General features: G+C 73.8%; 24 protein-coding genes. 15 read left to right on the forward strand and 9 right to left on the reverse strand.

Annotated features, from left to right (window positions below; genetic code table 11):
- Positions 1 to 40: 40 nt before the first annotated feature.
- Together GGQ55_RS16460 and GGQ55_RS16465 are read left to right on the forward strand one after the other, a co-directional pair.
- Positions 41 to 535 (forward strand): HNH endonuclease, encoded by a 495-nt coding sequence (locus tag GGQ55_RS16460; RefSeq protein ID WP_246323828.1) that lies wholly within the window; start codon positions 41 to 43, stop codon positions 533 to 535.
- On the forward strand, positions 532 to 1,395 hold the full coding sequence (locus tag GGQ55_RS16465; protein ID WP_179718492.1) for an SCO6745 family protein: 864 nt from the start codon (positions 532 to 534) through the stop codon (positions 1,393 to 1,395). The genes GGQ55_RS16460 and GGQ55_RS16465 overlap by 4 nt, the downstream gene beginning before the upstream one ends.
- Positions 1,396 to 1,425: 30 nt before the next feature.
- Here GGQ55_RS16465 and pip read toward each other — a convergent pair whose 3' ends face one another.
- Together pip and kynU are read right to left on the reverse strand one after the other, a co-directional pair.
- Positions 1,426 to 2,394 carry a prolyl aminopeptidase gene (gene pip, locus GGQ55_RS16470; protein ID WP_179718494.1) on the reverse strand — a complete coding sequence of 323 codons (969 nt, stop codon included), beginning with the start codon at positions 2,392 to 2,394 and terminating at the stop codon, positions 1,426 to 1,428.
- Between the two features lie 19 nt (positions 2,395 to 2,413).
- Positions 2,414 to 3,691 (reverse strand): kynureninase, encoded by a 1,278-nt coding sequence (kynU, locus tag GGQ55_RS16475; protein ID WP_179718496.1) that lies wholly within the window; start codon positions 3,689 to 3,691, stop codon positions 2,414 to 2,416.
- Between the two features lie 86 nt (positions 3,692 to 3,777).
- Here kynU and ctaJ point away from each other — a divergent pair, with 86 nt between their 5' ends.
- Both ctaJ and GGQ55_RS16485 read left to right on the forward strand, forming a co-directional pair.
- Positions 3,778 to 4,032: an aa3-type cytochrome oxidase subunit CtaJ gene (ctaJ, locus tag GGQ55_RS16480; RefSeq protein ID WP_179718498.1), complete on the forward strand. Its 255-nt coding sequence runs from the start codon at positions 3,778 to 3,780 to the stop codon at positions 4,030 to 4,032.
- A gap of 5 nt (positions 4,033 to 4,037) precedes the next feature.
- Positions 4,038 to 4,520, forward strand: a complete 483-nt coding sequence (locus tag GGQ55_RS16485) for a DUF5130 family protein (RefSeq protein WP_179718500.1) — start codon at positions 4,038 to 4,040, stop codon at positions 4,518 to 4,520.
- A gap of 127 nt (positions 4,521 to 4,647) precedes the next feature.
- Here the strand turns inward: GGQ55_RS16485 and pepN are convergent, their stop codons facing one another.
- Positions 4,648 to 7,191, reverse strand: coding sequence for an aminopeptidase N (pepN, locus tag GGQ55_RS16490; RefSeq protein WP_179718502.1), 2,544 nt, complete (start codon positions 7,189 to 7,191; stop codon positions 4,648 to 4,650).
- A 147-nt stretch (positions 7,192 to 7,338) separates the two neighbouring features.
- Here pepN and GGQ55_RS16495 point away from each other — a divergent pair, with 147 nt between their 5' ends.
- The 3 genes from GGQ55_RS16495 (at position 7,339) to GGQ55_RS16505 (ending at position 10,094) form a co-directional block, all read left to right on the forward strand.
- A complete protein-coding gene (locus tag GGQ55_RS16495) occupies positions 7,339 to 8,001 on the forward strand; it encodes a mycothiol-dependent nitroreductase Rv2466c family protein (protein ID WP_179718504.1) in 663 nt (220 codons plus the stop codon).
- Positions 8,002 to 8,119: 118 nt separating this feature from the next.
- Positions 8,120 to 9,310 carry a sensor histidine kinase gene (locus GGQ55_RS16500; RefSeq protein WP_179718506.1) on the forward strand — a complete coding sequence of 397 codons (1,191 nt, stop codon included), beginning with the start codon at positions 8,120 to 8,122 and terminating at the stop codon, positions 9,308 to 9,310.
- Positions 9,311 to 9,332: 22 nt separating this feature from the next.
- Complete coding sequence (locus GGQ55_RS16505; protein WP_179718507.1) at positions 9,333 to 10,094, forward strand: SDR family oxidoreductase; 762 nt, start codon at positions 9,333 to 9,335, stop codon at positions 10,092 to 10,094.
- Positions 10,095 to 10,139: 45 nt separating this feature from the next.
- Here the strand turns inward: GGQ55_RS16505 and GGQ55_RS16510 are convergent, their stop codons facing one another.
- Complete coding sequence (locus GGQ55_RS16510) at positions 10,140 to 10,805, reverse strand: DUF429 domain-containing protein (RefSeq protein ID WP_179718509.1); 666 nt, start codon at positions 10,803 to 10,805, stop codon at positions 10,140 to 10,142.
- 26 nt (positions 10,806 to 10,831) lie between these two features.
- On the opposite strand from GGQ55_RS16510, the gene GGQ55_RS16515 reads away from it, so the two are divergent.
- The 4 genes from GGQ55_RS16515 (at position 10,832) to GGQ55_RS16530 (ending at position 14,017) form a co-directional block, all read left to right on the forward strand.
- On the forward strand, positions 10,832 to 11,320 hold the full coding sequence (locus GGQ55_RS16515) for a ribose-5-phosphate isomerase (protein WP_179718511.1): 489 nt from the start codon (positions 10,832 to 10,834) through the stop codon (positions 11,318 to 11,320).
- Positions 11,317 to 11,904, forward strand: coding sequence for a maleylpyruvate isomerase N-terminal domain-containing protein (locus GGQ55_RS16520; RefSeq protein WP_179718513.1), 588 nt, complete (start codon positions 11,317 to 11,319; stop codon positions 11,902 to 11,904). The genes GGQ55_RS16515 and GGQ55_RS16520 overlap by 4 nt, the downstream gene beginning before the upstream one ends.
- A 73-nt stretch (positions 11,905 to 11,977) precedes the next feature.
- The gene (locus GGQ55_RS16525) at positions 11,978 to 12,817 is read left to right on the forward strand and encodes an alpha/beta hydrolase (RefSeq protein ID WP_179718515.1); all 840 of its coding nucleotides are present in this window, start codon (positions 11,978 to 11,980) and stop codon (positions 12,815 to 12,817) included.
- A 189-nt stretch (positions 12,818 to 13,006) separates the two neighbouring features.
- On the forward strand, positions 13,007 to 14,017 hold the full coding sequence (locus GGQ55_RS16530) for a helix-turn-helix domain-containing protein (RefSeq protein ID WP_179718517.1): 1,011 nt from the start codon (positions 13,007 to 13,009) through the stop codon (positions 14,015 to 14,017).
- A gap of 7 nt (positions 14,018 to 14,024) precedes the next feature.
- On the opposite strand, the gene GGQ55_RS16535 is transcribed toward GGQ55_RS16530, so the two are convergent.
- The 4 genes from GGQ55_RS16535 to GGQ55_RS16550 all read right to left on the reverse strand — a co-directional run bounded on the left by GGQ55_RS16535 (position 14,025) and on the right by GGQ55_RS16550 (position 18,194).
- The gene (locus GGQ55_RS16535) at positions 14,025 to 15,266 is read right to left on the reverse strand and encodes a GNAT family N-acetyltransferase (RefSeq protein WP_179718518.1); all 1,242 of its coding nucleotides are present in this window, start codon (positions 15,264 to 15,266) and stop codon (positions 14,025 to 14,027) included.
- A 152-nt stretch (positions 15,267 to 15,418) separates the two neighbouring features.
- Positions 15,419 to 16,189: a hypothetical protein gene (locus GGQ55_RS16540; RefSeq protein WP_179718520.1), complete on the reverse strand. Its 771-nt coding sequence runs from the start codon at positions 16,187 to 16,189 to the stop codon at positions 15,419 to 15,421.
- A gap of 53 nt (positions 16,190 to 16,242) precedes the next feature.
- Complete coding sequence (locus GGQ55_RS16545) at positions 16,243 to 16,887, reverse strand: response regulator (RefSeq protein ID WP_179718522.1); 645 nt, start codon at positions 16,885 to 16,887, stop codon at positions 16,243 to 16,245.
- Positions 16,878 to 18,194, reverse strand: coding sequence for a sensor histidine kinase (locus tag GGQ55_RS16550; RefSeq protein ID WP_179718524.1), 1,317 nt, complete (start codon positions 18,192 to 18,194; stop codon positions 16,878 to 16,880). Before GGQ55_RS16550 ends, GGQ55_RS16545 begins: the two co-directional genes overlap by 10 nt.
- 170 nt (positions 18,195 to 18,364) lie before the next feature.
- On the opposite strand from GGQ55_RS16550, the gene GGQ55_RS16555 reads away from it, so the two are divergent.
- From GGQ55_RS16555 to GGQ55_RS16570, 4 genes are all read left to right on the forward strand, one after another.
- Positions 18,365 to 19,996, forward strand: a complete 1,632-nt coding sequence (locus GGQ55_RS16555; protein WP_179718526.1) for a hypothetical protein — start codon at positions 18,365 to 18,367, stop codon at positions 19,994 to 19,996.
- Positions 19,997 to 20,077: 81 nt separating this feature from the next.
- Entirely contained in the window at positions 20,078 to 21,067 is a 990-nt protein-coding gene (locus GGQ55_RS16560; RefSeq protein ID WP_366489521.1) for a sigma-70 family RNA polymerase sigma factor, read from the forward strand.
- A complete protein-coding gene (locus tag GGQ55_RS16565; RefSeq protein WP_179718530.1) occupies positions 21,067 to 21,438 on the forward strand; it encodes a VOC family protein in 372 nt (123 codons plus the stop codon). Before GGQ55_RS16560 ends, GGQ55_RS16565 begins: the two co-directional genes overlap by 1 nt.
- Positions 21,439 to 21,499: 61 nt before the next feature.
- On the forward strand, positions 21,500 to 21,877 hold the full coding sequence (locus GGQ55_RS16570; protein ID WP_179718532.1) for a hypothetical protein: 378 nt from the start codon (positions 21,500 to 21,502) through the stop codon (positions 21,875 to 21,877).
- On the opposite strand, the gene GGQ55_RS16575 is transcribed toward GGQ55_RS16570, so the two are convergent.
- On the reverse strand, positions 21,859 to 22,506 hold the full coding sequence (locus tag GGQ55_RS16575; protein ID WP_179718534.1) for a flagellar brake protein: 648 nt from the start codon (positions 22,504 to 22,506) through the stop codon (positions 21,859 to 21,861). The genes GGQ55_RS16570 and GGQ55_RS16575 overlap by 19 nt on opposite strands.
- Between the last annotated feature and the right edge of the window lie 81 nt (positions 22,507 to 22,587).

Below are 22,587 nucleotides of genomic sequence, written 5' to 3' on the forward strand. Positions count from 1 at the left end.
GACGCCTGCCCCGGCGCGGGTCACGACAGCGGCGACGCTGTTGCTCAACGCCACCTACGAGCCGTTGTGCGTCGTCTCCAGCCGGCGCGCGATCGTGCTCGTCCTCGCCGAGAAGGCCGAGCCGGTCGACACCGCCGTCGAGCTCGTGCACTCGGAGACGATCGTGCTGCCGGTGCCGGTCGTCGTCCGGCTGACCCGCTACGTGCGGGTGCCCTACCCGGCGCAGGTGCCGCTCTCGCGCCGCGCCGTGTTCACCCGCGACGGGCAGACCTGCGTGTACTGCGGCAGCTCGGCGACCAGCATCGACCACGTCGTCCCCCGCAGCCGCGGCGGCACGCACACCTGGGACAACGTCGTCGCCGCCTGCCGGCGCTGCAACCACACCAAGGCCGACCGGTCGCTGGCCGAGCTCGGCTGGGTGCTGCCGCACCCGCCGCGCACGCCGTCCGGCGCCGCGTGGCGGCTGCTCGGCGCGCGCACCGTCGACCCGCGCTGGCGGGAGTGGCTCGGCGTTCCTGAGAGCGTCTCCGCGTGACGTCTCCTGCCACGGCTCGGCGCCTGTGGGCGCTGGGCGAGCCCTTCCACGCCCTGCTCTACTTCACCGACGAGTGCGTTCGGGCAGGCGAGGACGTCGGCCTGACCGGATTCTGGAACGGCTACTTCGCGTTCCGCGCCGCGCCGCTCGGCGTCGTCGGCGCGCCGGTGGTGACGGCGACCTTCTACAACTTCGCGCCCGCGTTCGTGCGGCGCCGGGTGCCCGGGGTGTGGGAGACGGTGACCCCGGCGCAGGCGCTGGCGGCCCGGCTGGCGGGGGTCGACGCCGCGGTGCGCCGAGTGTTCGGCGAGGAGTGGCCGGCGTCGGCCGAGGCCGCGGAGACCGCGGAGCTGGTCCGGATCGCCGCCGAGGCGGCCGACGTCGTCGGCCGGCCGCTCGCCGCCGCGAACGCCGGCCTGCCCGAGCTCGACCCGCCGCACCTGCAGTTGTGGCAGGACCTCACCACGCTGCGGGAGCACCGCGGCGACGGGCACAACGCGGCGCTGCTGGCGCGCGGGATCGACGGCATCGGCGCGCACGTGCTCGCGGCCGCGGCCGGGCGGTCCGACCGCGGCTGGCTGATCAAGGCCCGCGGCTGGGACGACGACGCGTGGGCCGGCGGGGTCGCCCGGCTCACCGAGCGCGGCTGGCTGGCCGACGAGGAGCTCACCGCCGAGGGGACGGCGACCGTCGCGGCGATCGAGGCCGACACCGACCGGCTGGCGCTCGCGCCGTGGCAGGAGCTGGGCGACGCCCGCTGCGACCGGCTGGCCGAACTGCTCGCACCGATCCGCCGCGCCGTCCTCGCCGCCGACGCCTGGAAGCCCGGCAACCCGATCGGCGTCCCCGACCCCGACTGACGGTGGTTTCGCGCGCTTAACCGCCCGCGGTTAAGCGCGCGAAACCTCGTCGGCGAACCGGTCGGTCGCGGCCACGACGGCCTGGGTCATCCCCGTGCCGCCGTGGCCGGCGTCCCCGATGACGACCAGGTCGCTGCCCGGCCACGCCTTGTGCAGCGCCCAGGCGGTGTCCAGCGGTCCGCTGACGTCGTACCGGCCGTGCACGAGCACCCCGGGGATGCCGGCCAGCGCCCCGGCGTCGCGCAGCAGCTGCCCGTCGGCCAGGAAGCAGCCGTTCGACCAGTAGTGCGTGACGACCCGGGCGAAGGCGAGCTGGAACGCGGGATCGGCGACCGAGAGGTACGGCTCGGCGTCGGGGGCGAGGGAGACGTGGGTGTCCTCCCAGTCGCACCAGTCCTGGGCGGCCTGCGCGCGCACGGCGGGATCCGGGTCGTGCAGCAGCCGGCTGTAGGCGGCCGACAGGTCGCCGTCCCGCTCGTCGGCCGGCACCCCGCCGCGGAACCGTTCCCACTCGCGCGGGAACACCCGGCCCATGTCGCGGGTGATCCAGTCGGTCTCGCGCCGGTCGCCGCTCGTGACGGCGGCGAGCACGAGCTCGCTCACCCGCCGCGGGTGCGCCTGGGCGTAGGCCAGGGCGAGCGTGACACCCCACGACCCGCCCCACACGAGCCAGCGCTCGACGCCGAGGTGCGTCCGCAGCCGCTCGATGTCGTCGATCAGGTGCGCCGTGGTGTTGGTCGACAGGTCGACGACCGGCTCGGCCGCGGACGGCGTGCTCCGCCCGGCGTTGCGCTGGTCGAGCAGCACGATCCGGTAGCGCGCCGGGTCGAACAGCCGGCGCATGCCCTCCGAGCACCCGGACCCCGGGCCGCCGTGGAGGACGAGCGCGGGCTTGCCGTCCGGGTTGCCGCAGACCTCCCAGTAGAGGGAGTGGCGGTCGCCCACGTCCAGCATGCCGAACTCGTACGGCTCGATCGGCGGGTACCGGTGGTCGTCCATGGCCGTCGATCCTGTCCGATCAGGTCACCCGCGCGTGCTCGGCGGGGTAGTTCGCGAACTCGCCGCTCTCCAGGACCCCGCGGAAGCGGTCCATCGCGTCCCAGACGTCGACGAACCGGGTGTACAGCGGCGCCGGGCCGAGCCGCACCCGGTCGGGGGTGCGGAAGTCGGGCACCACGCCGCGGTCGATCAGCGCCTGGGTCAGCTGCCACGCGGCCGGGTGCGCGACGGTGACGTGCGCGCCGCGCCGTCCGGCGTCGCGGGGCGAGGCGAGCGCCACCCCGTGCGGGGCCAGCCACTCGTCGGCCAGCGCCACGATCAGCTCGCCCAGCGCCCGCCCCTTGGCGGCCAGCGCGCCCATGCCGGCCTCGGCGATCAGCCCGATGCCCACTTCGACGGCCGCCATCGCGAGGACCGGCGGCGTCCCGACGGCGAACCGCTCGATCCCCGGCACCGGGTCGTAGGCCGGCCCCATCTCGAACTGGTCGCGCTGGCCGAACCACCCCCAGATCGGCTGCCGCAGCTGGTCCTGCAGGTCGCGGCGGACGTAGAGGAACGCCGGGGCGCCCGGCCCGCCGTTGAGGTACTTGTACGTGCAGCCGACGGCGAGGTCGGCCTCCGCGCCGGCCAGGTCGATCTCGACCGCGCCGGCCGCGTGCGAGAGGTCCCACAGCACCAGCGCGCCGGCGTCGTGGACCAGGCGGGTGACGGCGGCGACGTCGTGCAGCGCTCCGGACCGGTAGGCGACCGACGACAGGACGACGACGGCGACCCGCTCGTCCAGCGCCGCGGCCAGGACGGCGGGGTCGAGCCCCTCGTCGAGGTCGGCGGGCAGCTCACGCACCGTCATCCCACGGGCCGCCGCGACCCCGGCGACGATGTACCGGTCGGTGGGGAAGTCGTCGGCGCAGGCCACGATCACGTCGCGGCCGGGGCGCGCGTCGGCGGCGGCGACCAGGAGCTTGTAGAGGTTCACCGAGGTGGAGTCCGCGACCAGCACCTCGCCGGAGCGGGCGCCGAGCACGCCCGAAGCCAGCGCGTCGCCGAGCCGGGTGGCGTGCCCGATCCACGCCGACCACGAGCCGACCAGCCCGCCCGCCCACTCCTGCTCCACGACGCGGGTGAGGGCCGCGGGCGTCTCGCGCGGCATGCGGCCGAGCGAGTTGCCGTCGAGGTAGAGCAGCCGGTTCGGGGCCCCGTCGGCAGCGCTGTCGTCGGTGCCGGCGAAGCGGGCCCGGAACCCGGCGAGCGGGTCCGCGGCGTCGCGCGCCTCGGCGGCGGCTCGGCTGGTCTCCATGGGGGATGTCTATGCCATGACGCGGTCGTGGCGCGCGGCGGTGGCTGCTGCGGTGAACCGGCAGGTGCCCCGGTAAGTTGTGCCCCGTGACCGTCGTCGAGACCATCCTCGTCTACGTCGTCGCACCGCTGGCCGTGATCGCGGTGCTGGCGCTGCTGACGCTGGTGCCGGGCCGGCACTCGCGGCCCCGCTACAAGCCGGGCCAGGCCTGGGACCACGAGCCCATCTGGTACGAGCCGCACCCCGAGGCCACCGGTGGCCACGGCGACGCCCACCGGGCGCTGCCGGCAGGATCCGCGCCCGCGGCCGGCCCGCGCGGCGGCGCACGAGGGACGTGGTGAGCCAGATGAGCACTCCCGGCACCGACATCGAGACCCGGGTGGGACCCGGTCACTACGAGGCGGACTCCTACGTCGACGGCATGCACGACACCCGTGAGCCGATCACCGAGGAGAAGCTCGACGCGATCTTCTCCTGGCAGGAGCTCGCCCGCCTCGACGAGGCGCTGACGATGTCCTCCCGGGAGACCGGTCTGCGGTTCACGCTCTACATCGGTGACCTGGGCAAGCGCACCCGGGTGCGCGCCGAGGAGCTGCACGCCGCCAGCGCGGCCGACCCCACGCACGCGGTGCTGCTGGCGCTCTCGCCCGGCCAGCGGGTGATCGAGGTCGTCACCGGGTCCGCGGCGGCCCGCCGGCTGCCCGACCGGGCCTGCGCGCTCGCCGTTCTGTCGATGACGACGTCCTTCGCCGGCGGCGACCTCGTCGGCGGGATCGTCAACGGCCTGCGGCAGATGTCCGACCAGGCCGGCCGGCTCCGGACCCACTGACAGGAGCCACCCCGCGAGGCGCTCCGACCGAGTGGGGGCCGGAGGCCTCCGCGAGGAGGAGCGGGTAGTGCTCAGCGCAGGTCGGGCACGGCACCTGGCCGCGGTCGTCGGCCGGTAGGCCGACAGATCACCGAGCGTCCCGCTCGCGGGCCCGCAGCGCGCGGGCGATGCCGTCGCGGCCCTCGGAGACCAGCCGCCGCAGCGAGCTCGGCTGGTCGGGCGCGGACAGCCACGCGTCGGCGGCGTCGACCGTCCGCTGCTCCACCACCGGCGGGAACAGGTACTGGACGGCGTTCTTCGCGATCTCGCCGGGCCGGCGGTCCCACAGCGGCCGGATCTCGGCGAAGTACCGCTCGACGTAGCCGGCGGTCAGCTCGCGCTGCGCCGGGTGCCAGAAGCCGAGCAGCAGGGCCTCGTGGACGGCGTTGGGGACCTCGTCGTCGTGGAAGGCCCGCTGCCAGGCCCGCTCCTTGGCCTCCGCCGTCGGCAGCAGCGCCCGCGCGGTGGCGGCGCGCCGGATGCCGGTGGCCGTGGCGTCGCGCTCGGCCTCGGCGTCGATCTCGGCCGGACCGGCGGCGCCGATCGCGACCAGGCCGTGCAGGAACGCCCAGCGGGCGTCGGTGTCGACCGCCAGCCCCTCGAAGGCCACCGAACCGTCCAGCAGCCCGCGCAGGACGGCGGCGTGCTCCTCGGTGCGGGCGGCGGAGGCGAACGTCCGCGACCACAGCAGCTGCTGGTCGCTGCCCGGCGCCGCGGACTTGAGCGCGCGCAGCGCCTTGTCGGCCAGCGCCGTCCACCCGGTGGGCGCCCAGGCCGGGTCCGCGTAGGACGACAGCGAGGACTGCACCCGGGCCAGCAGCGCCTGGACGACGCTGCTCTCGGTCTCGGCGTCGACCCCGTTGAGCACGAGCTCGACCCACTCGCGGGCGGGCAGCTCGGCGTCGCGGGTCATGTCCCACGCCGCCGACCAGCACAGCGCCCGGGCCAGCGAGTCGGGCATGGTGCCGAGCTTCTCGCGCAGCGTGCGCAGCGACCGCTCGTCCAGCCGCAGCTTGGCGTAGGTCAGGTCGTCGTCGTTGACCAGGACCAGGTCCGACGACGGCGTGCCGACCAGCTCGGGCACCTCGGTGCGCGCGCCGGTGACGTCCAGCTCCACCCGCGTGGTGCGGGTCAGCCCCTGCGGGCCGGAGTCGTAGAGCCCGACGGCCAGCCGGTGGTTGCGCAGCACCGGGTGGTCCGGGACGGCGGTCTGCTCGATCGCGAAGCTCTTGTAGCGGCCGTCGTCCGAGAGCTCGAACACCGGCCGCAGGGTGTTGACCTGGCTGGTGCGCAGCCACTGGTCGGCCCACTCCGACAGGTCGCGGCCGGTGGCCTCCGACAGCGGCCCGAGCAGGTCGGCCAGCGTCGTGTTGCCGTACTCGTGCGTGCGGAAGTACCGCCGGATGCCGGACAGGAACTCCTCGCGGCCGACGTAGGCGACGAACTGCTTGAGCACCGAGGCGCCCTTGGCGTAGGTGATGCCGTCGAAGTTCACCTCGACCGCGGCCACGTCGACCATGTCGGCGGCGATCGGGTGGGTCGAGGGCAGCTGGTCCTGCGCGTACGCCCAGGCCTTCTCGGTGTTGGCGAACGTCGTCCAGGCGGTCTCGTACTCGGTGGCCTCGGACTGGCACAGCGTGCTGATGTAGGTGGCGAAGGACTCGTTGAGCCACAGGTCGTCCCACCAGCGCATGGTCACGAGGTCGCCGAACCACATGTGCGCCAGCTCGTGCAGCACGGTCTCGGCCCGCCGCTCGTAGCGCGCCCGGCTGACCTTCGACCGGAACACGTAGTCCTCGAGGAAGGTCACCGCGCCGGCGTTCTCCATGGCGCCGGCGTTGAACTCGGGCACGAACAGCTGGTCGTACTTGTCGAACGGGTACGGGTAGTCGAACACCCGGTGGTAGAAGTCGAAGCCCTGCTTGGTCACCCGGAACAGCTCCTCGGGGTCGAGGAACTTGGCCAGCGAGGCGCGGCAGTACAGGCCCAGGGCGATGCCGTCGTGCTCGTCGGTGACCCGGGCGTAGGGCCCGGCGATGAGCGCGACCAGGTAGGTGGAGATGCGCTTGGTCGGCGCGAAGTGCACCAGCTGCGACCCGCCGGGGCCGGCCTCGATCGTCCGCCCGCCGGTGTTGGAGACCACCTGCCAGTCGAACGGCGCGGTCACGTGCACGGTGTAGGGGCCCTTGAGGTCGGGCTGGTCGAAGCAGGCGAACATCCGCTTGGCCTCGGCCGGCTCGAAGTGGCTGTAGAGGTAGACCTGCCCGTCCTCGGGGTCCTCGAAGCGGTGCAGCCCCTCGCCGCTGTTGGAGTAGCGGCAGTCGGCGTCGATCGTGAGCGTGTTCTGCTCGGCCAGGCCGGGGAGCGGCAGGCCGTGCTCCTCGGTGTAGGTCGACACGTCGAGCTCGACGCCGTTGAGCGTCGCCGAGCGCACCTGCTCGGCGATGAGGTCGATGAAGGAGTCGGCGCCCGGCCGGCGGCAGGTGAACTCGACCGTCGTGGTCGACCGGAACGTCTTGTCGCCGGGGTGCCCGGCGCCGTCGGTCACGTCGAGGGACAGGTCGTAGGAGTGCACGGCCAGCAGCTCTGCGCGGGCGGCGGCGTCGTCGCGGGTCAGGTTGGGTACGGCCACACGTGCCAGCTTCCCACGGGCGGACGGCGATCCTGTGAGTGCTTCCCCCGATCGATCGTTGAGGGAACAACAGTTGGCCGACGAGACTTTCCCGGGATGGACCACCGGCGGCCCGGGCCGCCCCCCCGACTTCGAGGAGCACCACCGATGACCGAGGCAGTGCACAGCGCACCCACCACCGCCCGCGTGGACTTCTGGTTCGACCCGCTGTGCCCGTGGGCCTGGCTGACCAGCCGCTGGGTGCTGGAGGCGGCCAAGGTGCGCGACCTGGACATCCACTGGCACGTCATGTCGCTGTCGGTGCTCAACCGCGGCCGCGACCTGCCCGAGGAGTACCAGGCGATGATGGAGAAGGCGATCGGCCCGGTGCGCGTGCTCATCGCCGCGCAGCAGAAGTTCGGCGACGAGGTGCTCGGCGACCTCTACACCGCGATGGGCACGCTGCGCCACCACGAGCAGCTGGAGCTCGACGAGATCGTCGTCCCGGCGCTGGAGAAGGTCGGCCTGCCGGCCGAGCTGGCCGACGCGGCCACCTCCACCGACTACGACGAGGCCCTGGAGAAGAGCCACCACGAGGGCATGGACCCGGTCGGCGAGGACGTCGGCACGCCGGTCATGCACATCGACGGGGTCGCCTTCTTCGGTCCGGTGATCAGCAAGGTGCCGACCGGTGAGGACGCCGGCAAGGCGTTCGACGGCGCCGTCCTGCTGGCCAACCTGCCCTCGTTCTGGGAGCTCAAGCGCACCCGCACCGAGGGCCCCGACATGACCTCGGTCCCGGCCGACGTCCTCGAGATCACCCAGCGCTGACCCCTCTCGGAGGCCCAGGAGCGAGGTTTTCTCGGTCCTGGGCCTCCGCTCGGGTTGCCGGGTCCCCACGCGGGTAGTGACACCGCTTCGGCCGTTCGCGGCCCGGAGGAGCGCAGCCATGAGGACCGGTCCCGCACGCGGTCGCACCGGCAACGTCCACGAGGCCGGGTTCTACGGCTCGGACGCCGAATTCCTGTCGCTGATCGTGCCCTTCGTGGCGGACGCGGCAGCTGCCGGCGAGCCGGTGGTCCTCGGGTACGACGCCCGCAAGTCCGATCTGCTGCGGGCCGCGCTGCCGCGGCTGGACCCGGCCGCCTTCCTCGGCGACGCGAGCCTGTACGCCACGCCGGCCGGCGCGATCGAGGCCTACCGCCGGCAGTTCGAGCAGCACGTGGCGGCCGGCGCCGAGCAGATCCGGATCGCCGGCGACGTCCCGCACGAGGGCAACGGGGGACGGTTCGCCGGCTGGGACCGCTACGAGTCCGCGGTCAACGCCGTCTGGGAGGACTACCCGGTCTGGAGCCGGTGCCTCTACGACTCCACGACCGTCTCCGACGACGTCCGCGACGTGGTGGAACGCACCCACCGGAACCTCGTGGCCCCCGACGGCTCCGCCGCGGCCAGCCCCCGCTACCAGGAGGTCCCGGACTTCCGCGCGCTCCCGCCCCCGGTCGACCCGCTGGAGGCGACCGCGCCGGCGGTGTCGCTGGTCGACGCATCGCTGAAGAACACCCGGCGCCGGGTGGCGGCCGCCGCCCGCGGGCGGATCGACGCCGGCGCGTCCGACGACCTGCTGTTCGCCCTGTCCGAGGCGGTCATCAACGCCCAGCTGCACGGCCGGCCGCCGGTGAGCGTGCAGGTCTGGACGGCGTCGGACCGGGTGGTGACGCGGGTCCACGACATCGGTCCCGGGCCGGCCGGACCCCTGACCGGCCTGGTGCCCGCCCCCGACGGCACGTCCGGTGCGGGCCTCGGGCTGTGGCTGTCCCACCAGCGCGCCGGCGTCGAGCTCGCCCTGACCACGGACGACGCCGGGTTCGCCGTGCGGCTGCGCGCCGGCCGGCTGCCGGACCCGGCGCGGACGCCCGTCGGCACCATCCCGATCCGCGCGGGCACCGCGTGGGGGACGCCGCCGGACCGGGACGGCGTCCACGCGATCGACGGCGACGACTCCTCGTTCTGCGAGGTCGTCGGGGCGACGCAGATGATCCCGCTCGACGACGTGCTCTGGTCCGACGTGCCGGCCGCCCAGCGGTGCCCGGCGTGCCGGCTCCTGGTGACGCTGGACATCGGGCTCGAGGACCTCTGAGCGCCTGCGGCATGCTGACCCGGTGCCGCACCCCCTCCGTCAGCGCATCCTGATCACCGGCGCCAGCTCCGGCCTCGGCGAGGGCCTGGCCCGCCGGTACGCCGCGATGGGCCGCGACCTCGCGCTCGTCGCCCGCCGCACCGACCGGCTGGAGGCGCTGCGCAAGGAGCTGCTCGACGCGCACCCCGGCCGCCGCGTCGAGGTCGCGCCGATGGACGTCGACGACCCCGACGCCGTCGCCACCGTGATCCCGGAGCTGGCCGACCGGATGGGTGGCTTCGACCGGATCATCGCCAACGCCGGCATCGGCAAGGGCGCCTCGGTCGGCGCGGGCATGGCGGCGGTGAACCGGCACGTGCTCGCCACCAACGTGCTCGGCACGCACGCCACCTGCGAGGCGGCGATGGAGCTGTTCCGCGCGCAGGACGCCGGCCACCTCGTCGTCATCTCCTCGGTCGCCTCGATCCGCGGCATGAAGGGTTCGCGCAACGCGTACGGGGCGAGCAAGGCGGCGCTCAACGCGCTGGCCGAGGGGATCCGCTCCGACGTCCTGGGCAGCCGGATCGTGGTGACGACGATCCTGCCGGGCTTCATCGCCACCGACATCAACACCGGCCGCCGCGGCCCGTTCACCGTCGACCTGGACCCCGGCGTCGACGCGCTGCTGGCCGCCATCGAGCGCGAGCCGGCGAAGGCCTACGTGCCGCAGTGGCCGTGGCGCCCGATCTCCGCGCTGCTGCGCGTGCTCCCGCTGTCCGCCGTCCGCCGCGTCACGGGGGCCTGAGGTGGTTTCGCGCGCTTAACCGCGCGCGGTTAAGCGCGCGAAATCTCACCACTCGATCCGCATCGGGCGGCCGCGGGCGTCGCGCTCCTCGCCGCCGACGGACGACGCGCCGCCCTCGGCGATCCGGCGGGCCGACCACGCGACGGCGCAGGCGTCGAGGCAGTCCACCGCCGGCACCCGCGGCGGGGCCTCCGCCAGCGCGTCGAGCACGTCCATCACCGGCTCGAGCGCCCGGATCCGCTCGGCCAGCCCCCGCGCGGTGGCCTTGGGGGAGGCGATCCGCGGGTCGAGGGTGCGAAACGCCAGTTCCGGGAAGGCCTCGTGCACGCGCGGGTCGGGCGGGTCGCCGAGCGCCAGGTCCAGAGAGCGGATCGCCGGCACCAGGTTCCAGGCCTGCACCGACAGCGCCTTGCCCGACGCCGCCCGGGACACCGCGCACGCCTCCTCGTAGGTGGCGCAGGCCAGCACCGGGCGCAGCGGCGCGGGGAAGACCGAGCTGCCGGCGCGGCCCATCAGCTTGCGCGCGGCCACGTCGCAGGCGCGCGCGCCGTCGTCCGAGAGCCCGATCGGCATGTCGACGGCGACCACGTCGACGCCGGGCTCGGCCAGGACGGCGGCGGCGTCGGGCAGCACGGTGAGCGTCACGGACCGTCCCTCGAGCCGCGCGCCGACCCATTGCCCGCGCCAGCCGTCGACTCCCAGCACCACCACGCCCGGAGCCTGACAGACTGCCCGTCATGCGCGTTTTCCTCGGCAGCGACCACGCGGCGTTCGAGCTCAAGGAGCACCTGGTCAAGGTGGTCGGCGAGGCCGGTCACGAGGCGATCGACTGCGGCGCCCACGTCTACGACGCCGAGGACGACTACCCGCCGTTCTGCTTCGACGTCGGCGAGCGGGTGGTGGCCGAGCCGGGCTCGCTCGGCGTCGTCCTCGGGGGATCGGGCAACGGCGAGCAGATCGCGGCCAACAAGGTGCCCGGCATCCGCGCCGCGCTGGCCTGGAACCGCGACACCGCGACGCTGGCCCGGCAGCACAACGACGCCAACGTCGTCGCGATCGGCGCCCGCCAGCACTCGCTCGACGAGGCGGCGCAGCTGGTGCTGTGGTTCCTCGAGACGCCGTTCAGCGGCGACCCGCGGCACGTGCGCCGGATCGGGCTGGTCAGCGACTACGAGCGTGACCGGCACCGCCCGGCCGGCGGTCTCCCGACGCACACCGAGGCGTGACCGGCGAGCACCTGCGCCGGGCGGCGGTCGCCGCCCGCGAGGTCTTCGCCGGGGCCGACCCGGCGGCCCCGGTGCCGATCATGGGCTCGGACGTCGCGCGGGTCGCCGGGCACCTGGTCACGGTGCTCGTCTGGTACGCGCAGGACCTCGCGGCCGGTCCCGAGGAGACCGGGGCGATCGAGGTCAGGGCTCTCCCGGACGCCGGCCTGCCGGTGCTGCTGCGCCAGCTCGACGCCGCGGCCACCGTGCTCGCCCGCACCGTGGACGGCGCCGGCCCGGACGAGCGCGGCTGGCACGACTGGGGGATCGCCGACGCCTCGGGCTTCGCCGGCATGGGCTGCGCCGAGCTGCTCGTGCACGCCGGTGACGTCGCCGTGGCGCTCGAGCTGCCGTGGACACCGCCCGCCGAGCTGGCCGACGCCGTCCTGGCTCGGCTGTTCCCGTGGGTGCCGGCCGACGGCGACCCGGCGGCGGCGCTGCGCTGGGCCACCGGCCGGACCACGCTGCCCGGTCGCGAGCCGGTGAGCACCTGGCGCTGGCACTGCGCCCCGCTCGAGGAGTGGGACGGCGCCGTCCCGAGCTGACGGGCTTCCCGACCGACCCGGACCTTCGCTACGGTCGCGACCACTTCCACCCCGAGCAGCAGGGGAGTTCGTCATGGCCATCTCCGAGCGGGAGAACCAGGAGATCGAGGCGGCGAACGCGTCCGGGAAGACCCCGGTGGTGTTCATCCACGGGCTCTGGCTGCTGCCGAGCAGCTGGGCCGACTGGGCGGACTTCTTCCGGGAGGCCGGGTACGCGCCGCTGACGCCGGACTGGCCGGACGACCCGGTGACGGTCGAGCAGGCCCGGGCGGAGCCGGAGGTGCTCGGCAAGAAGAGCCTCAAGCAGGTCGCCGACCACACGGCCGAGGTCATCGCCGCCCTGAACACGAAGCCCGTGGTGATGGGGCACTCGACGGGTGGCCTGGTGGCGCAGATGCTCGCCGGTCGCGGGTTGGCGGCGGCGACGGTGGCGATCGACCCCGGCGTCTTCCGCGGCGTGCTGCCGCTGCCGTTCTCGGTCCTCAAGGGCGTGGGCCCGTTCTTGCTGGACCCGCGCACGCGCGGCAAGGCGCTCACCCTCACCTTCGACCAGTTCAAGTACGGCTGGGCGAACGCGCTGGACGAGGCCGAGGCCAAGGAGCTGTACGAGAAGTACCACGTGGCCGGCTCCGGGCAGGCGCTCGTGCAGATGGGCAACGCGAACATCAACCCCGGGACCGAGGCGAAGGTCGACACGACCAACCCCGCCCGTGGTCCGCTGCTGATCATCGACGGCGAGAAGGACCACACGGTGCCGTGGGCGATCGCGCACGCCGCCTACAACCGGCAGCGGCGCAACCCCGGCGTGACGGAGATCGTGCGGATGTCGAACCGGGGCCACTCGCTGACGATCGACCACGGCTGGCGCGAGGTCGCCCAGACCGCGCTCGACTTCGTCAAGCGCAACACCTGAAACTCGTGGAAAGCGGCCCCGCTGCAGGGGCCCGCGCTGAGCCTGCGAAGCGTGGGGGGGCAGCGGGGTCCTTCTAGTGCCGCGGCTGCCTACCTTTGCCCGGTAGCGGCGCTGGGTGGGGTGCCGGTCGATCTTGAACGCTGGAACGGTCGTCTCGTCTGATCCTGACTTCCCCGCAGGAGAGGCGAGATGACCCAGCAGGTGCAGGTTCGGCCGATCAGCACCGACGAGGGCAACCGACTGCTGCGCATCGTGCGCCGTGGCACCGGGTCGGTGGTGACCTGGCGCCGGGCGCAGATGGTGCTGCTGTCGGCCCAGCGGATGCCGGTGGCCAAGATCGCCGCGGTCACCTTCACCAGCCCGGACCGGGTCCGCGACGTGCTGCACAACTTCAACACCGACGGCTTCGACTCGCTGTATCCCCGCTATGCCGGCGGGCGGCCACCCCGGTTCGACCTCAAGCAGCGCAATGAGATCAAGAAGATCGCGCTGTCCCGCCCGGCCGATCACGAGCTGCCGTTTTCCACCTGGAGCCTGGCCAAGCTGGCGGACTTCCTGGTGGCCGAGGGGGTGGTCGACGACATCTCGCACGAGGGCCTGCGCGCCGTGCTCCGCGACGCGGACGTCAGCTTTCAAGCCGTGAAGACCTGGAAGAGCAGCACCGATCCGGACTGGGCACCGATCGCCGCCGGCCGGGGCGATCCGGCGGCGCCGCGGCGTCGCCGCCGGCGGGCGGTCTACTTCCGCACCCAAGGCGTGCGGCACCTGCTCGCAGCCCTGGATCTGCACCGCGACCGGCTCTACGGCCACGTCAAAACCCGGAAGGGCCGCACCCAGTTCCTGGCCTTCTGCCGGTATCTACGGGCCCTCTATCCGCCCGAGGTGCGGCTGGGCATCGTGCTGGACAACTACAGCCCGCACCTGTCCACCCGCAAAGACGACCGGGTGGGCCGCTGGGCACTCGAGAACAACGTCGAGTTCGCCTACGTGCCCTTCTACTGCTCCTGGCTCAACCGGATCGAGCCGCAGTTCACCGCGCTGCGCTACTTCACCCTCGATGGCACCGACCACCAGACCCACGCCGAGCAGGGCCGGATGATCCGTCGCTACATCGCCTGGCGAAACCAACACGCCACCGACCCCCGGCTGCGCAAGGTGATCAAGCGAGCCTCGACCATCAAGCGGGCGAAGGTTGCCTGACGCGGCACTAGAACTCTTCGGCGCACCAGGGGGAGACGGGCCAGCCGAAGGCGGTCGCCGCCAGGGTGACCGCGCCGGGGCTGATCTCCTCGACCTGCCCGGCCGCGGTCAGCGTGGCCAGCGAGACCCCGCCGAGGTAGGCGGCGGCGAGCGCCTCGACGTCGACCACCAGGTCGGCGTCGCGGTCGGTGCGCACGCAGCGCGCGCCGGACGGGTGGCCGCGCAGGTGCCAGCGCCCGGCGTTCCACGGGCAGAACCGGTCGCGGACCTCGAGCACCAGGTCGATCGGCGCGGGGTAGCGACGGGCCTCCAGCGCGCGGTCGACGTCCACCAGCCGCAGCCACAGCGCGTCGACCGGCGAGCTGTGCAGCGAGCGGGCGTTGGCGAGCAGGTGCCGGATCGGGTCGTCGTCCGCGGCCATCGGGTAGCGCACGTGCCGGACCAGGTCGATCGAGAGCAGGAACTGCCAGAGCGACGCGTACGCCGGCGTCGTCACCGCGCGGACGTCCTCGATCGACAGCGTGCTGTCGGGCTCGCTGTCGTCGCTCCAGGAGGCCTTCACGCGGTAGGCCGCGTACCCGGTGACCTCGCCGCCGGGCTCGGTGTGCAGGAGGTAGCGCCGGGCGGTGTAGCCGTGCCGGTCGTCCTTCTCGTCGCGCAGCGCGCGGTCCCACCAGCGCTCGTCGCGGGCCATGCTGCCGGGCACCTCGCGGCGGATCTCGTCGAAGAGGCCGACGGCGGCGGCGCGGTAGTCGGACTCCGGCACGCTGGTGACCCGGCCCTTGCCGAGGTCGAGGTCGCGTCGCAGCGACAGCCGCTCGGTGAGCCCGGTCAGACCGCCGCGCCAGGTGGCCGGCGCGTAGCCGAAGTGGCCGTAGATCGGGTACTCGGCCGCCCAGAGCCCGGCGACCGGCTCGCGCTGCTGCTCGTGCAGCTCGGTGAGCTGGCGCCGCATGATCGAGGTCAGCACGCCCTGCCGGCGGTGGGTGGGCGAGACGGTGATCCAGGTGACGCCGGCGCACGGCACGGTCGCGCCGGGCACGGTCATCTCCAGCGAGTAGATGCCGGAGGTGGCGGCCACCCGGTCGCCGTCCCAGAGCCCGAGCGAGCGGTCCAGCTCCATGGTGGGAGCGGGCTCCTCGAGCCACGGGCCGCTCGGGTCGTCGCCGAACACGTCGTACAGGGCACGGATGAAGGCCGGGTAGGTCTCGCGGGTCGCGGGGCGCAGCTGGCTGTCGTACTCGGGCACGGAGTCTGTCTACAGCGCGCCACCGACGCGACGCCAACGAGTTCTGGGGCAGCGTTGATCAGGTGACCTGATCAACGGCTGTCCTCCTGCACCAACGTTGCTGCGGGAGGACAGCTTTCGATCAGGTCACCTGATCACCGCTCGGCCAGACCTCACGGGCCGGTGGTGACGCCGTCCTCGGCCAGGGTCACGTCACCGCAGCCGACCGACTGCGCCTCGTCGGCCTCGCTGGCCCGGGTCACGGTCACCGTGTCGGTCGCCCCGTTGCGGGCCTGCGGACCGTCCAGCGTGATGATCGTGCGCGAGATCGTCCCGGCGCCGTTGCTCTCCGGCTGGTACTTCAGCCCGACCAGGTCGGTCGTGCCGTCGCCGTTCGCGTCCACGCAGCCGACGCCGGTGCCGTAGCCGGTGAAGCCCAGGTCGAAGGCGTACTGCTGGCCCCCGGCGTTGAGCTCCGGCACGAACGAGCACGAGCTGATCCCGTACAGCAGCACCTGCCGGTTGTCCGACGCCAGCGCGATCAGCTCGCCCTTCCCGGTCACGTCGGCGACCATCACCGACCGCGCGACCGGGCTCGCCGAGCGGATCGTCGTCCCGAACGTGCCGCCGGCCGCGGTGGTGATCCCGAACGGCACGCCGCCGTCGGCCTCCGGCTGCTTGGCGATCCAGAGGGTGTCCGGCTTGCCGTCGCCGTCGACGTCCAGGGTCGGCTTGGTCACGGCGCCCGCCGGCTTGGTCGCGCCCTTCGCGGTGCACCCGCCCGCCGGGGCGGACGACGACGGGGCGGACGACGAGGCCGAGGACACCGACGACGGTGCGGACGACGACGAGGTCCCCGACGCCCCCGACGAGCCGCCCGACGACGCGCACCCGGCCACGACCAGGGGAGCGAGCAGACTGACGGCGACGCGGGCGAAGCGCATGACCTGCACGTTCGTCCTTGCGGTTGCCGCGCGCAACGACCGGCGCGGCGTGTTCAGCTGCGCAGGTACGCGAGCGTGGCCATCACGCGGCGGTGCTGGTCCTCGTCGGGGGAGAGGTCGAGCTTGGCGAAGATGTGCTGGGTGTGCTTCTCCACCGCGCCCGGCGTCACCACGAGCAGCCGGGCGATCGCGGTGTTGGAGTGCCCCTCGGCGATCAGCCCCAGCACCTCCCGCTCGCGCGGGGTCAGCCGGCGCACCGGGTCGTCGGCCCGCCGCCGGGCGAACAGCTGCGCGACCACCTGCGGGTCGAGCACGGTCCCGCCGCCGACGACGTCCTCGAGCGCGGAGAGGAACGTGTCGACGTCGGCGACCCGGTCCTTGAGCAGGTAGCCGACCCTGCCGGCGCCGTCGGCGAGCAGCTCGTCGGCGTAGGCCACCTCGACGTACTGGGACAGCACGAGGACGGCGGTCCCCGGCACGGTCTGCCGCGCCTCGACCGCCGCCCGCAGCCCCTCGTCGGTGTGCGTCGGCGGCATCCGGACGTCGACCACCGCGACGTCGGGCCGGTGCTCCACCACCGCCTTCACCAGCGAGGGGCCGTCGGCCACCGCGGCGACGACCTCCGCGGAGGCCTCGGCGAGCAACCGCACGAGGCCTTCGCGGAGGAGCACCGAGTCCTCGGCGAGAACTACGCGCACGGGACCTCCGCGATCAGCCGGGTCGGGCCGCCGCGCGGGCTGTCCACGGTGAGGGCGCCGTCGACCGCGCGCAGCCGGTCGGACAGCCCGGCCAGGCCGTGCCCGGGGGCGAGCACCGCGCCGCCGCTGCCGTCGTCCTCGACCTCGACCCGCAGCAGGCCGCCGTACCGGGCCACCGACACCCGCACCGTGGTCGCGTCGCTGTGCTTGGCGGCGTTCGCCAGCGCCTCGCTGACCACGAAGTACGCGGTGTTCTCCGTGACCGGTGCCAGCCGCTCGGTGGGCAGGCCCTCGACGTCCAGCTCGACCGGCACGGGGGAGCGGGCCGAGATCGCGGCCAGCGCGGCGGCCAGGCCGCGGTCGGCCAGCACCGGCGGGGCGATGCCGCGGGAGAGCGCCCGCAGCTCCTCGAGCGTCTCGCGGGCCAGGCCGGCGGCGTCGCCGAGCGTGGTGCGGGCGGCCTCCGGGTCGCGCTCCATCTGGCGCTGCGCCCGGGCGAGGTCCATCTGCAGCCGGACCAGCCGCTGCTGCGGGCCGTCGTGGATGTCGCGCTCCAGCCGGCGCAGCTGCTCGGCCTCCGCGGCGACGGCGGCGTCGCGGCTGCCGGCCAGCCGGCCGATCTCGGCCTGCGCGGTGGCCCGCGAGGTCAGCAGCCCGCGGGCGATCTGCGCCTGCAGCAGCGCCGTGCCCCGCACCACGAACGGCAGCGTGATCGCGAACAGCAGGCCGACCAGCGCGTACGCGGTGATCCGCAGGGTGGGCGTGCTCTGGAAACCGAGCAGCTCGAACAGGTCGGTGTTGTCCGGGTCGGTGCCCGGGTCCGGCAGCGCCCAGTCGTAGGCGCCGTAGGTCAGGCCGCCGATCGTCACCGACCACCAGGTGACGGTGACGACGAAGCCCAGGATGGCGAACGGGAAGGCGACGAACCCGTGCAGCGAGTCCAGCCAGGTCTGCGGATCGCGCAGCGGCGTGAGCATCCGGCGCAGGCGGCTGCCCTCGGGCTGCCGGTAGACCGCCTGCGGCACGTCGTAGCCGAGGACGGCCGGGATCATCGCCCGTTCGAGCATCGCGAAGCCGCGCATGACGAGGAGCGCGACGGACAGGACGGCGACGCCGACCCAGATCACCAGCAGCCCGGCGCCGACGGACAGCCCGGTCACGACCGCGACGAACGCGGCGATGGCGATCGGGAAGCGCAGCAGGTTGTAGGCGGAGTCCGCGCCGAGCTGTGCGAGTCGCCCTCGTTGACGGAAGCCGGACGGCTTGGTCGAAGGAGTAGTCGGGAGCACGGCGGTGTCGGTGGTCATGGCACCAACCTTCGGGCGGACGGGGACGTCGTCCCAGCCCGCTGCCTGGCCGAACCGGGGTCGGGCTGGCCCGACTGCGCTGCGCTGGTCATGTCGGGCGTCGATGCTCCCCGCGGCGACTCGCCGGTGTCCAGTGACCGGCAGCTCGTGTCCCCGTTAGTGTCGGAATCGTGCCGCACCGCCCAGCCGTGGGGCGGTCCGCCCGGTTCGCCCGGGCCGCCGTCCTCGCCGCGCTGGTGCTCGTGGCCGGGTGCAGTTCGTTCGTCGCGGGGGCGCGCGAGCAGTCCGTCCGCACGCACCGTCCCGGCGCCCAGCTCACCGTCGTCGCCGACGCCGGTCCCTCAGCCGCAGCGATCGGCGTGAGCCGCGCGCTGTTCGCCGGGTCCGACGTCGCCGTCGTCGCCCGGGACGACGACCGTGCAGCGACGCTGCTCGGCGCGGCGGCCGCGGTCGGGCTCGGGGTGCCGCTGCTGGTCGGCGACGACTCGGCGGTGGCCCAGGAGGCCGATCGGCTGGGCGTGCGCCGGGTGCTCACCGTGGGGAAGAAGACCCATCTCCGCATCAGCAGCCTGACCGTGCCGGCCGTCCCGCAGGCGGTCGCCTCGGTCACCGGCCTCCGGTTCGCCGACGCCGATCCGGTCGAGGACGACGCCGCGGTGCGGGCGGTCGCCGCGCTGGACCCGCAGAAGCCCGCGGCACTGCGCCCGGTCCACATCCCCCCTGCGTCGACGGCGGCACCCCACGAGCGGCTGGTCCCCGTGCACCGGCCTCAGCCCTTGGACGACGTCGTCGTCCTGGCCAGCGGCAGCCCGGAATCGCTGGCCGGGGTGGCCACCGCCCGGGCGGCCGGCGCGCGGGTGGTGGTGACCGGCGGGACCGATCCGCGGGCCTCGGCCGACGCCGTGCAGGCCCTGGGCAGCGCGCGATCGGTCGTGGCGCTGGGGGCGGACTTCGCCGGCGCACCGGACCTGGGCTGGGAGGTCGACACCGCCCGCACCGGCACGCAGCTGCCCGGCGGCGGCCAGACGCTCTTCCCGGGCCGCATGCTGGTCGCGCTCTACGGCACCCCGGGCAGCGCGGCCCTCGGGGTGCTGGGGGAGCAGGACCTCGACGCCGGCATCCAGCGGGCCCGGACGACGGCCGCCGCCTACGACGACCTGGTCGACCGCCCCGTCGTCCCGGCCTTCGAGATCATCGCGACCATCGCCACCGGGCACCCGGGCGACGACGGCAACTACTCGGCCGAGAGCGACCCCGAGGCGCTGCGGCCGTGGGTGGAGAAGGCGCGGGACGCCGGGATCTACGTCGTCCTCGACCTGCAGCCGGGCCGGGCCGACTTCCTCACCCAGGCGCAGCGCTACGAGTCGCTGCTGGAGGAGCCGAACGTCGGCCTGGCGCTGGACCCCGAGTGGCGGCTGGGGCCCTCGCAGCTGCCGCTACAGGAGATCGGGTCGGTCGGCGTCGACGAGGTCAACGCCGTGAGCACCTGGCTGGCCGACCTGACCCGCGAGCACCGGCTGCCGCAGAAGCTGTTCGTCGTGCACCAGTTCCGCACCGGGATGATCGACGGCCGCGAGCGGCTGGACACCTCGCGCCCCGAGCTCGCGGTGACGATCCACGCCGACGGCCAGGGGGCGCCGGGGGACAAGCAGGCCACCTGGCAGCGGGTGCACGAGAACCTGCCGCCCGGGCCGCTGCACTGGGGCTGGAAGAACTTCTACGACGAGGACCACCCGATGCTCAGCCCCCAGCAGACGATCGACCAGGTGGACCCGGATCCCGATCTCGTCACCTATCAGTAGTCCGGGGGTCTGCGAATTGTCGGTGCGCTGTGATCTGCTGAGCGCCTTCGTCCCCGAGAGGAGTGGTCAGCAGTGACCAGCGTGGCGATCGGACCCGTCGACCAGCTCGACCCCAGGCTGCTGGAGCACCGGAGGGAGCTGACCGGCTACTGCTACCGCATGCTCGGGTCGTCGTTCGACGCCGAGGACGCGGTGCAGGAGACGATGGTCCGCGCCTGGCGGGGGCTGGGCGACTTCGAGGGCCGCTCGGCGCTGCGCTCGTGGCTGTACCGGATCGCCACCAACGTCTGCCTCGACCAGCTCTCCGGCCGGCAGCGCCGCGCCCTGCCGATGGACCTCTCCGGCGATCCGTGGCAGCCGGTCGAGTCGTCGCTGGCCGCCCGCCGTCCCGGCACGGCGTGGGTCGAGCCGGTGCTCGACCGGCAGGTGATCGCCGACGACGCCGACCCGGCCGAGCGCGCCGTGGAGCGCGAGTCGATCCGGCTGGCCTTCGTCGCGGCGCTGCAGCACCTGCCGCCCCGGCAGCGCGCCGTCCTGCTGCTGCGCGAGGTGCTGCGGTGGAAGGCCGAGGAGGTCGCGCAGCTGCTCGACACGACCGTGGCCTCGGTGAACAGCGCGCTGCAGCGGGCGCGGGCCACGATGGCCGAGCTCGACGGCAAGGAGGAGCGACCGCTCGACCCCGACGCCCGCGAGCTGCTCGAGCGCTACGTCGACGCGTTCGAGCGCTACGACATCGACGCGTTCGTGCAGCTGCTGCACGACGACGCCACGCAGCACATGCCGCCGTACGAGATGTGGATGCGCGGCTCGGCCGACATCGCCACGTGGATGCTCGGCCCGGGGGCCGGCTGCCGGAACTCGCGGGTGTTCCCGATCGAGGCCAACGGGCAGCCCGCCGTCGTGCAGTACCGGCCGGTCAACGAGGGCGGGCACGTGCCGTGGGCGGTGCACGTGCTCGACGTCGTCGACGGCAAGGTCGCCGGCATCACGAGCTTTCTCGACGAGGGCAACGGGCTCTTCGAGCGGCTCGGGCTGCCGGCGCGGCTGGCGCCGGGGGAGGCGTGGGTCTAGTGCTCGGTAGCAGTGCCGCGTTCAGCGGCTTCGCGGTCGACGACGTCGACGCCGCGCGCGCCTTCTACACCGACGTCCTCGGCCTGGAGGTCGAGACGGCGAACGGCATGCTCACGCTGCACCTCGGCGGCGGCACGAACGTGCTGGTCTACCCGAAGCCCGGCCACACGCCGGCCACGTTCACGGTGCTCAACTTCCCGGTGCCCGACATCGAGCAGGCGGTCGACGAGCTGACCGCGCGCGGCGTCGAGTTCCAGCACTACGAGCACCCGCCGACCGACGAGCGCGGCATCATGCGCGCGGGCGGGCCGCTGATCGCCTGGTTCACCGACCCGGCCGGCAACGTCTTCTCGGTGCTGCAGGAGGGCTGACCAGGCCGACACGGTTCCGCATCGTGTTGACCTGCGGCGCCGCGAGCGGAAACCTCTGTGCATGACGGTGATCGCGCTGCCCACCCACGGCCGCTGGGCGTGGGACGCCCGAGGCGACGGACGCGCGGTCCGCGTGTCCACGCACCCGGCGCTCGGGCTGCTCAACCTGAGCATCTGGCGGGACGACGTCTGCGTCGGCACCGTGCGACTGGCCCCCGAGGACGCCGCCACGCTGATCAACGGGCTGAGCGAGGGGCTGGCCGACCTGGCGGTCGCCGCGCCGCCCGGCGACCCGGCCGCCGACGCCGCGCGGTTCCGCGAGCTGGAGCAGCGGCTGGTCGCCCTCGAACGGCGCCCGTCGGGCTGGCGGCGCGCGGTGGACGCCGTCGTCACCTGGGCCGGGCAGTCGCCCCGGGGAGGTCAGAGCAAGCCGCGCTGACGCAGCTCACGGAGCCGGGCGAAGACCTGCCGTCGGACGTCGTCCTGGTCCTGCTCCGTCAGGCCGATGAAGCGCAGCGACAACTCCACCCGGGCGTCCGACCGGGGGTGCAGCCGGGTGATCTCCGACCGGCACCGCAGGGGCAGCTCGGGCAGGTCGACGACCACCCGGACGACGTCCCCTACAGCAGGCAGCTGCAGCCCGAAGTGCGCGGTCCGGTCCAGGACGCAGCGCAGACCGCCTTCGCTGAGGTCGATGGTCCTCCCGAGCACCGGGTGGATCGCGAGCCCCAGCTCGACGGGCACGATCAACGGTGCCCGCACCGCGTCCCGGCGCTGACCGCGCTTCGCGACCCCCACGACCCGCAACCGCCAGCGCGGCATCTCGCCGATCAGGGTCCCGGCGAGCTCGGCCGGCACCGCGTGCAAGCCGCCCGCGTCGGCCCAGACCACCTCCAGGCGCTCGCCCACCGGCAGCGAGATGGGCCGCCGGGCCTGGTCGCACGGCGTGGACACGATGAGATCGCCGTCGGCGAGATCGTCCATCCAGCTCATGAACGTCCCGCTGCGCGAGCTCGGGACCAGATCCAGCACGGATCCGATCCCCGGGAGGTCTGCCAGTGAGGTCACGGTCGGCTCCATGGGACACCGGGTCTAGGTGTGGGATCCCCGTGCACTGCGCGCAATCGTTGGACTGACTCCAACTACGAT

The sequence above is a fragment of the Petropleomorpha daqingensis genome (genome assembly GCF_013408985.1).
Classification (GTDB): domain Bacteria; phylum Actinomycetota; class Actinomycetes; order Mycobacteriales; family Geodermatophilaceae; genus Petropleomorpha; species Petropleomorpha daqingensis.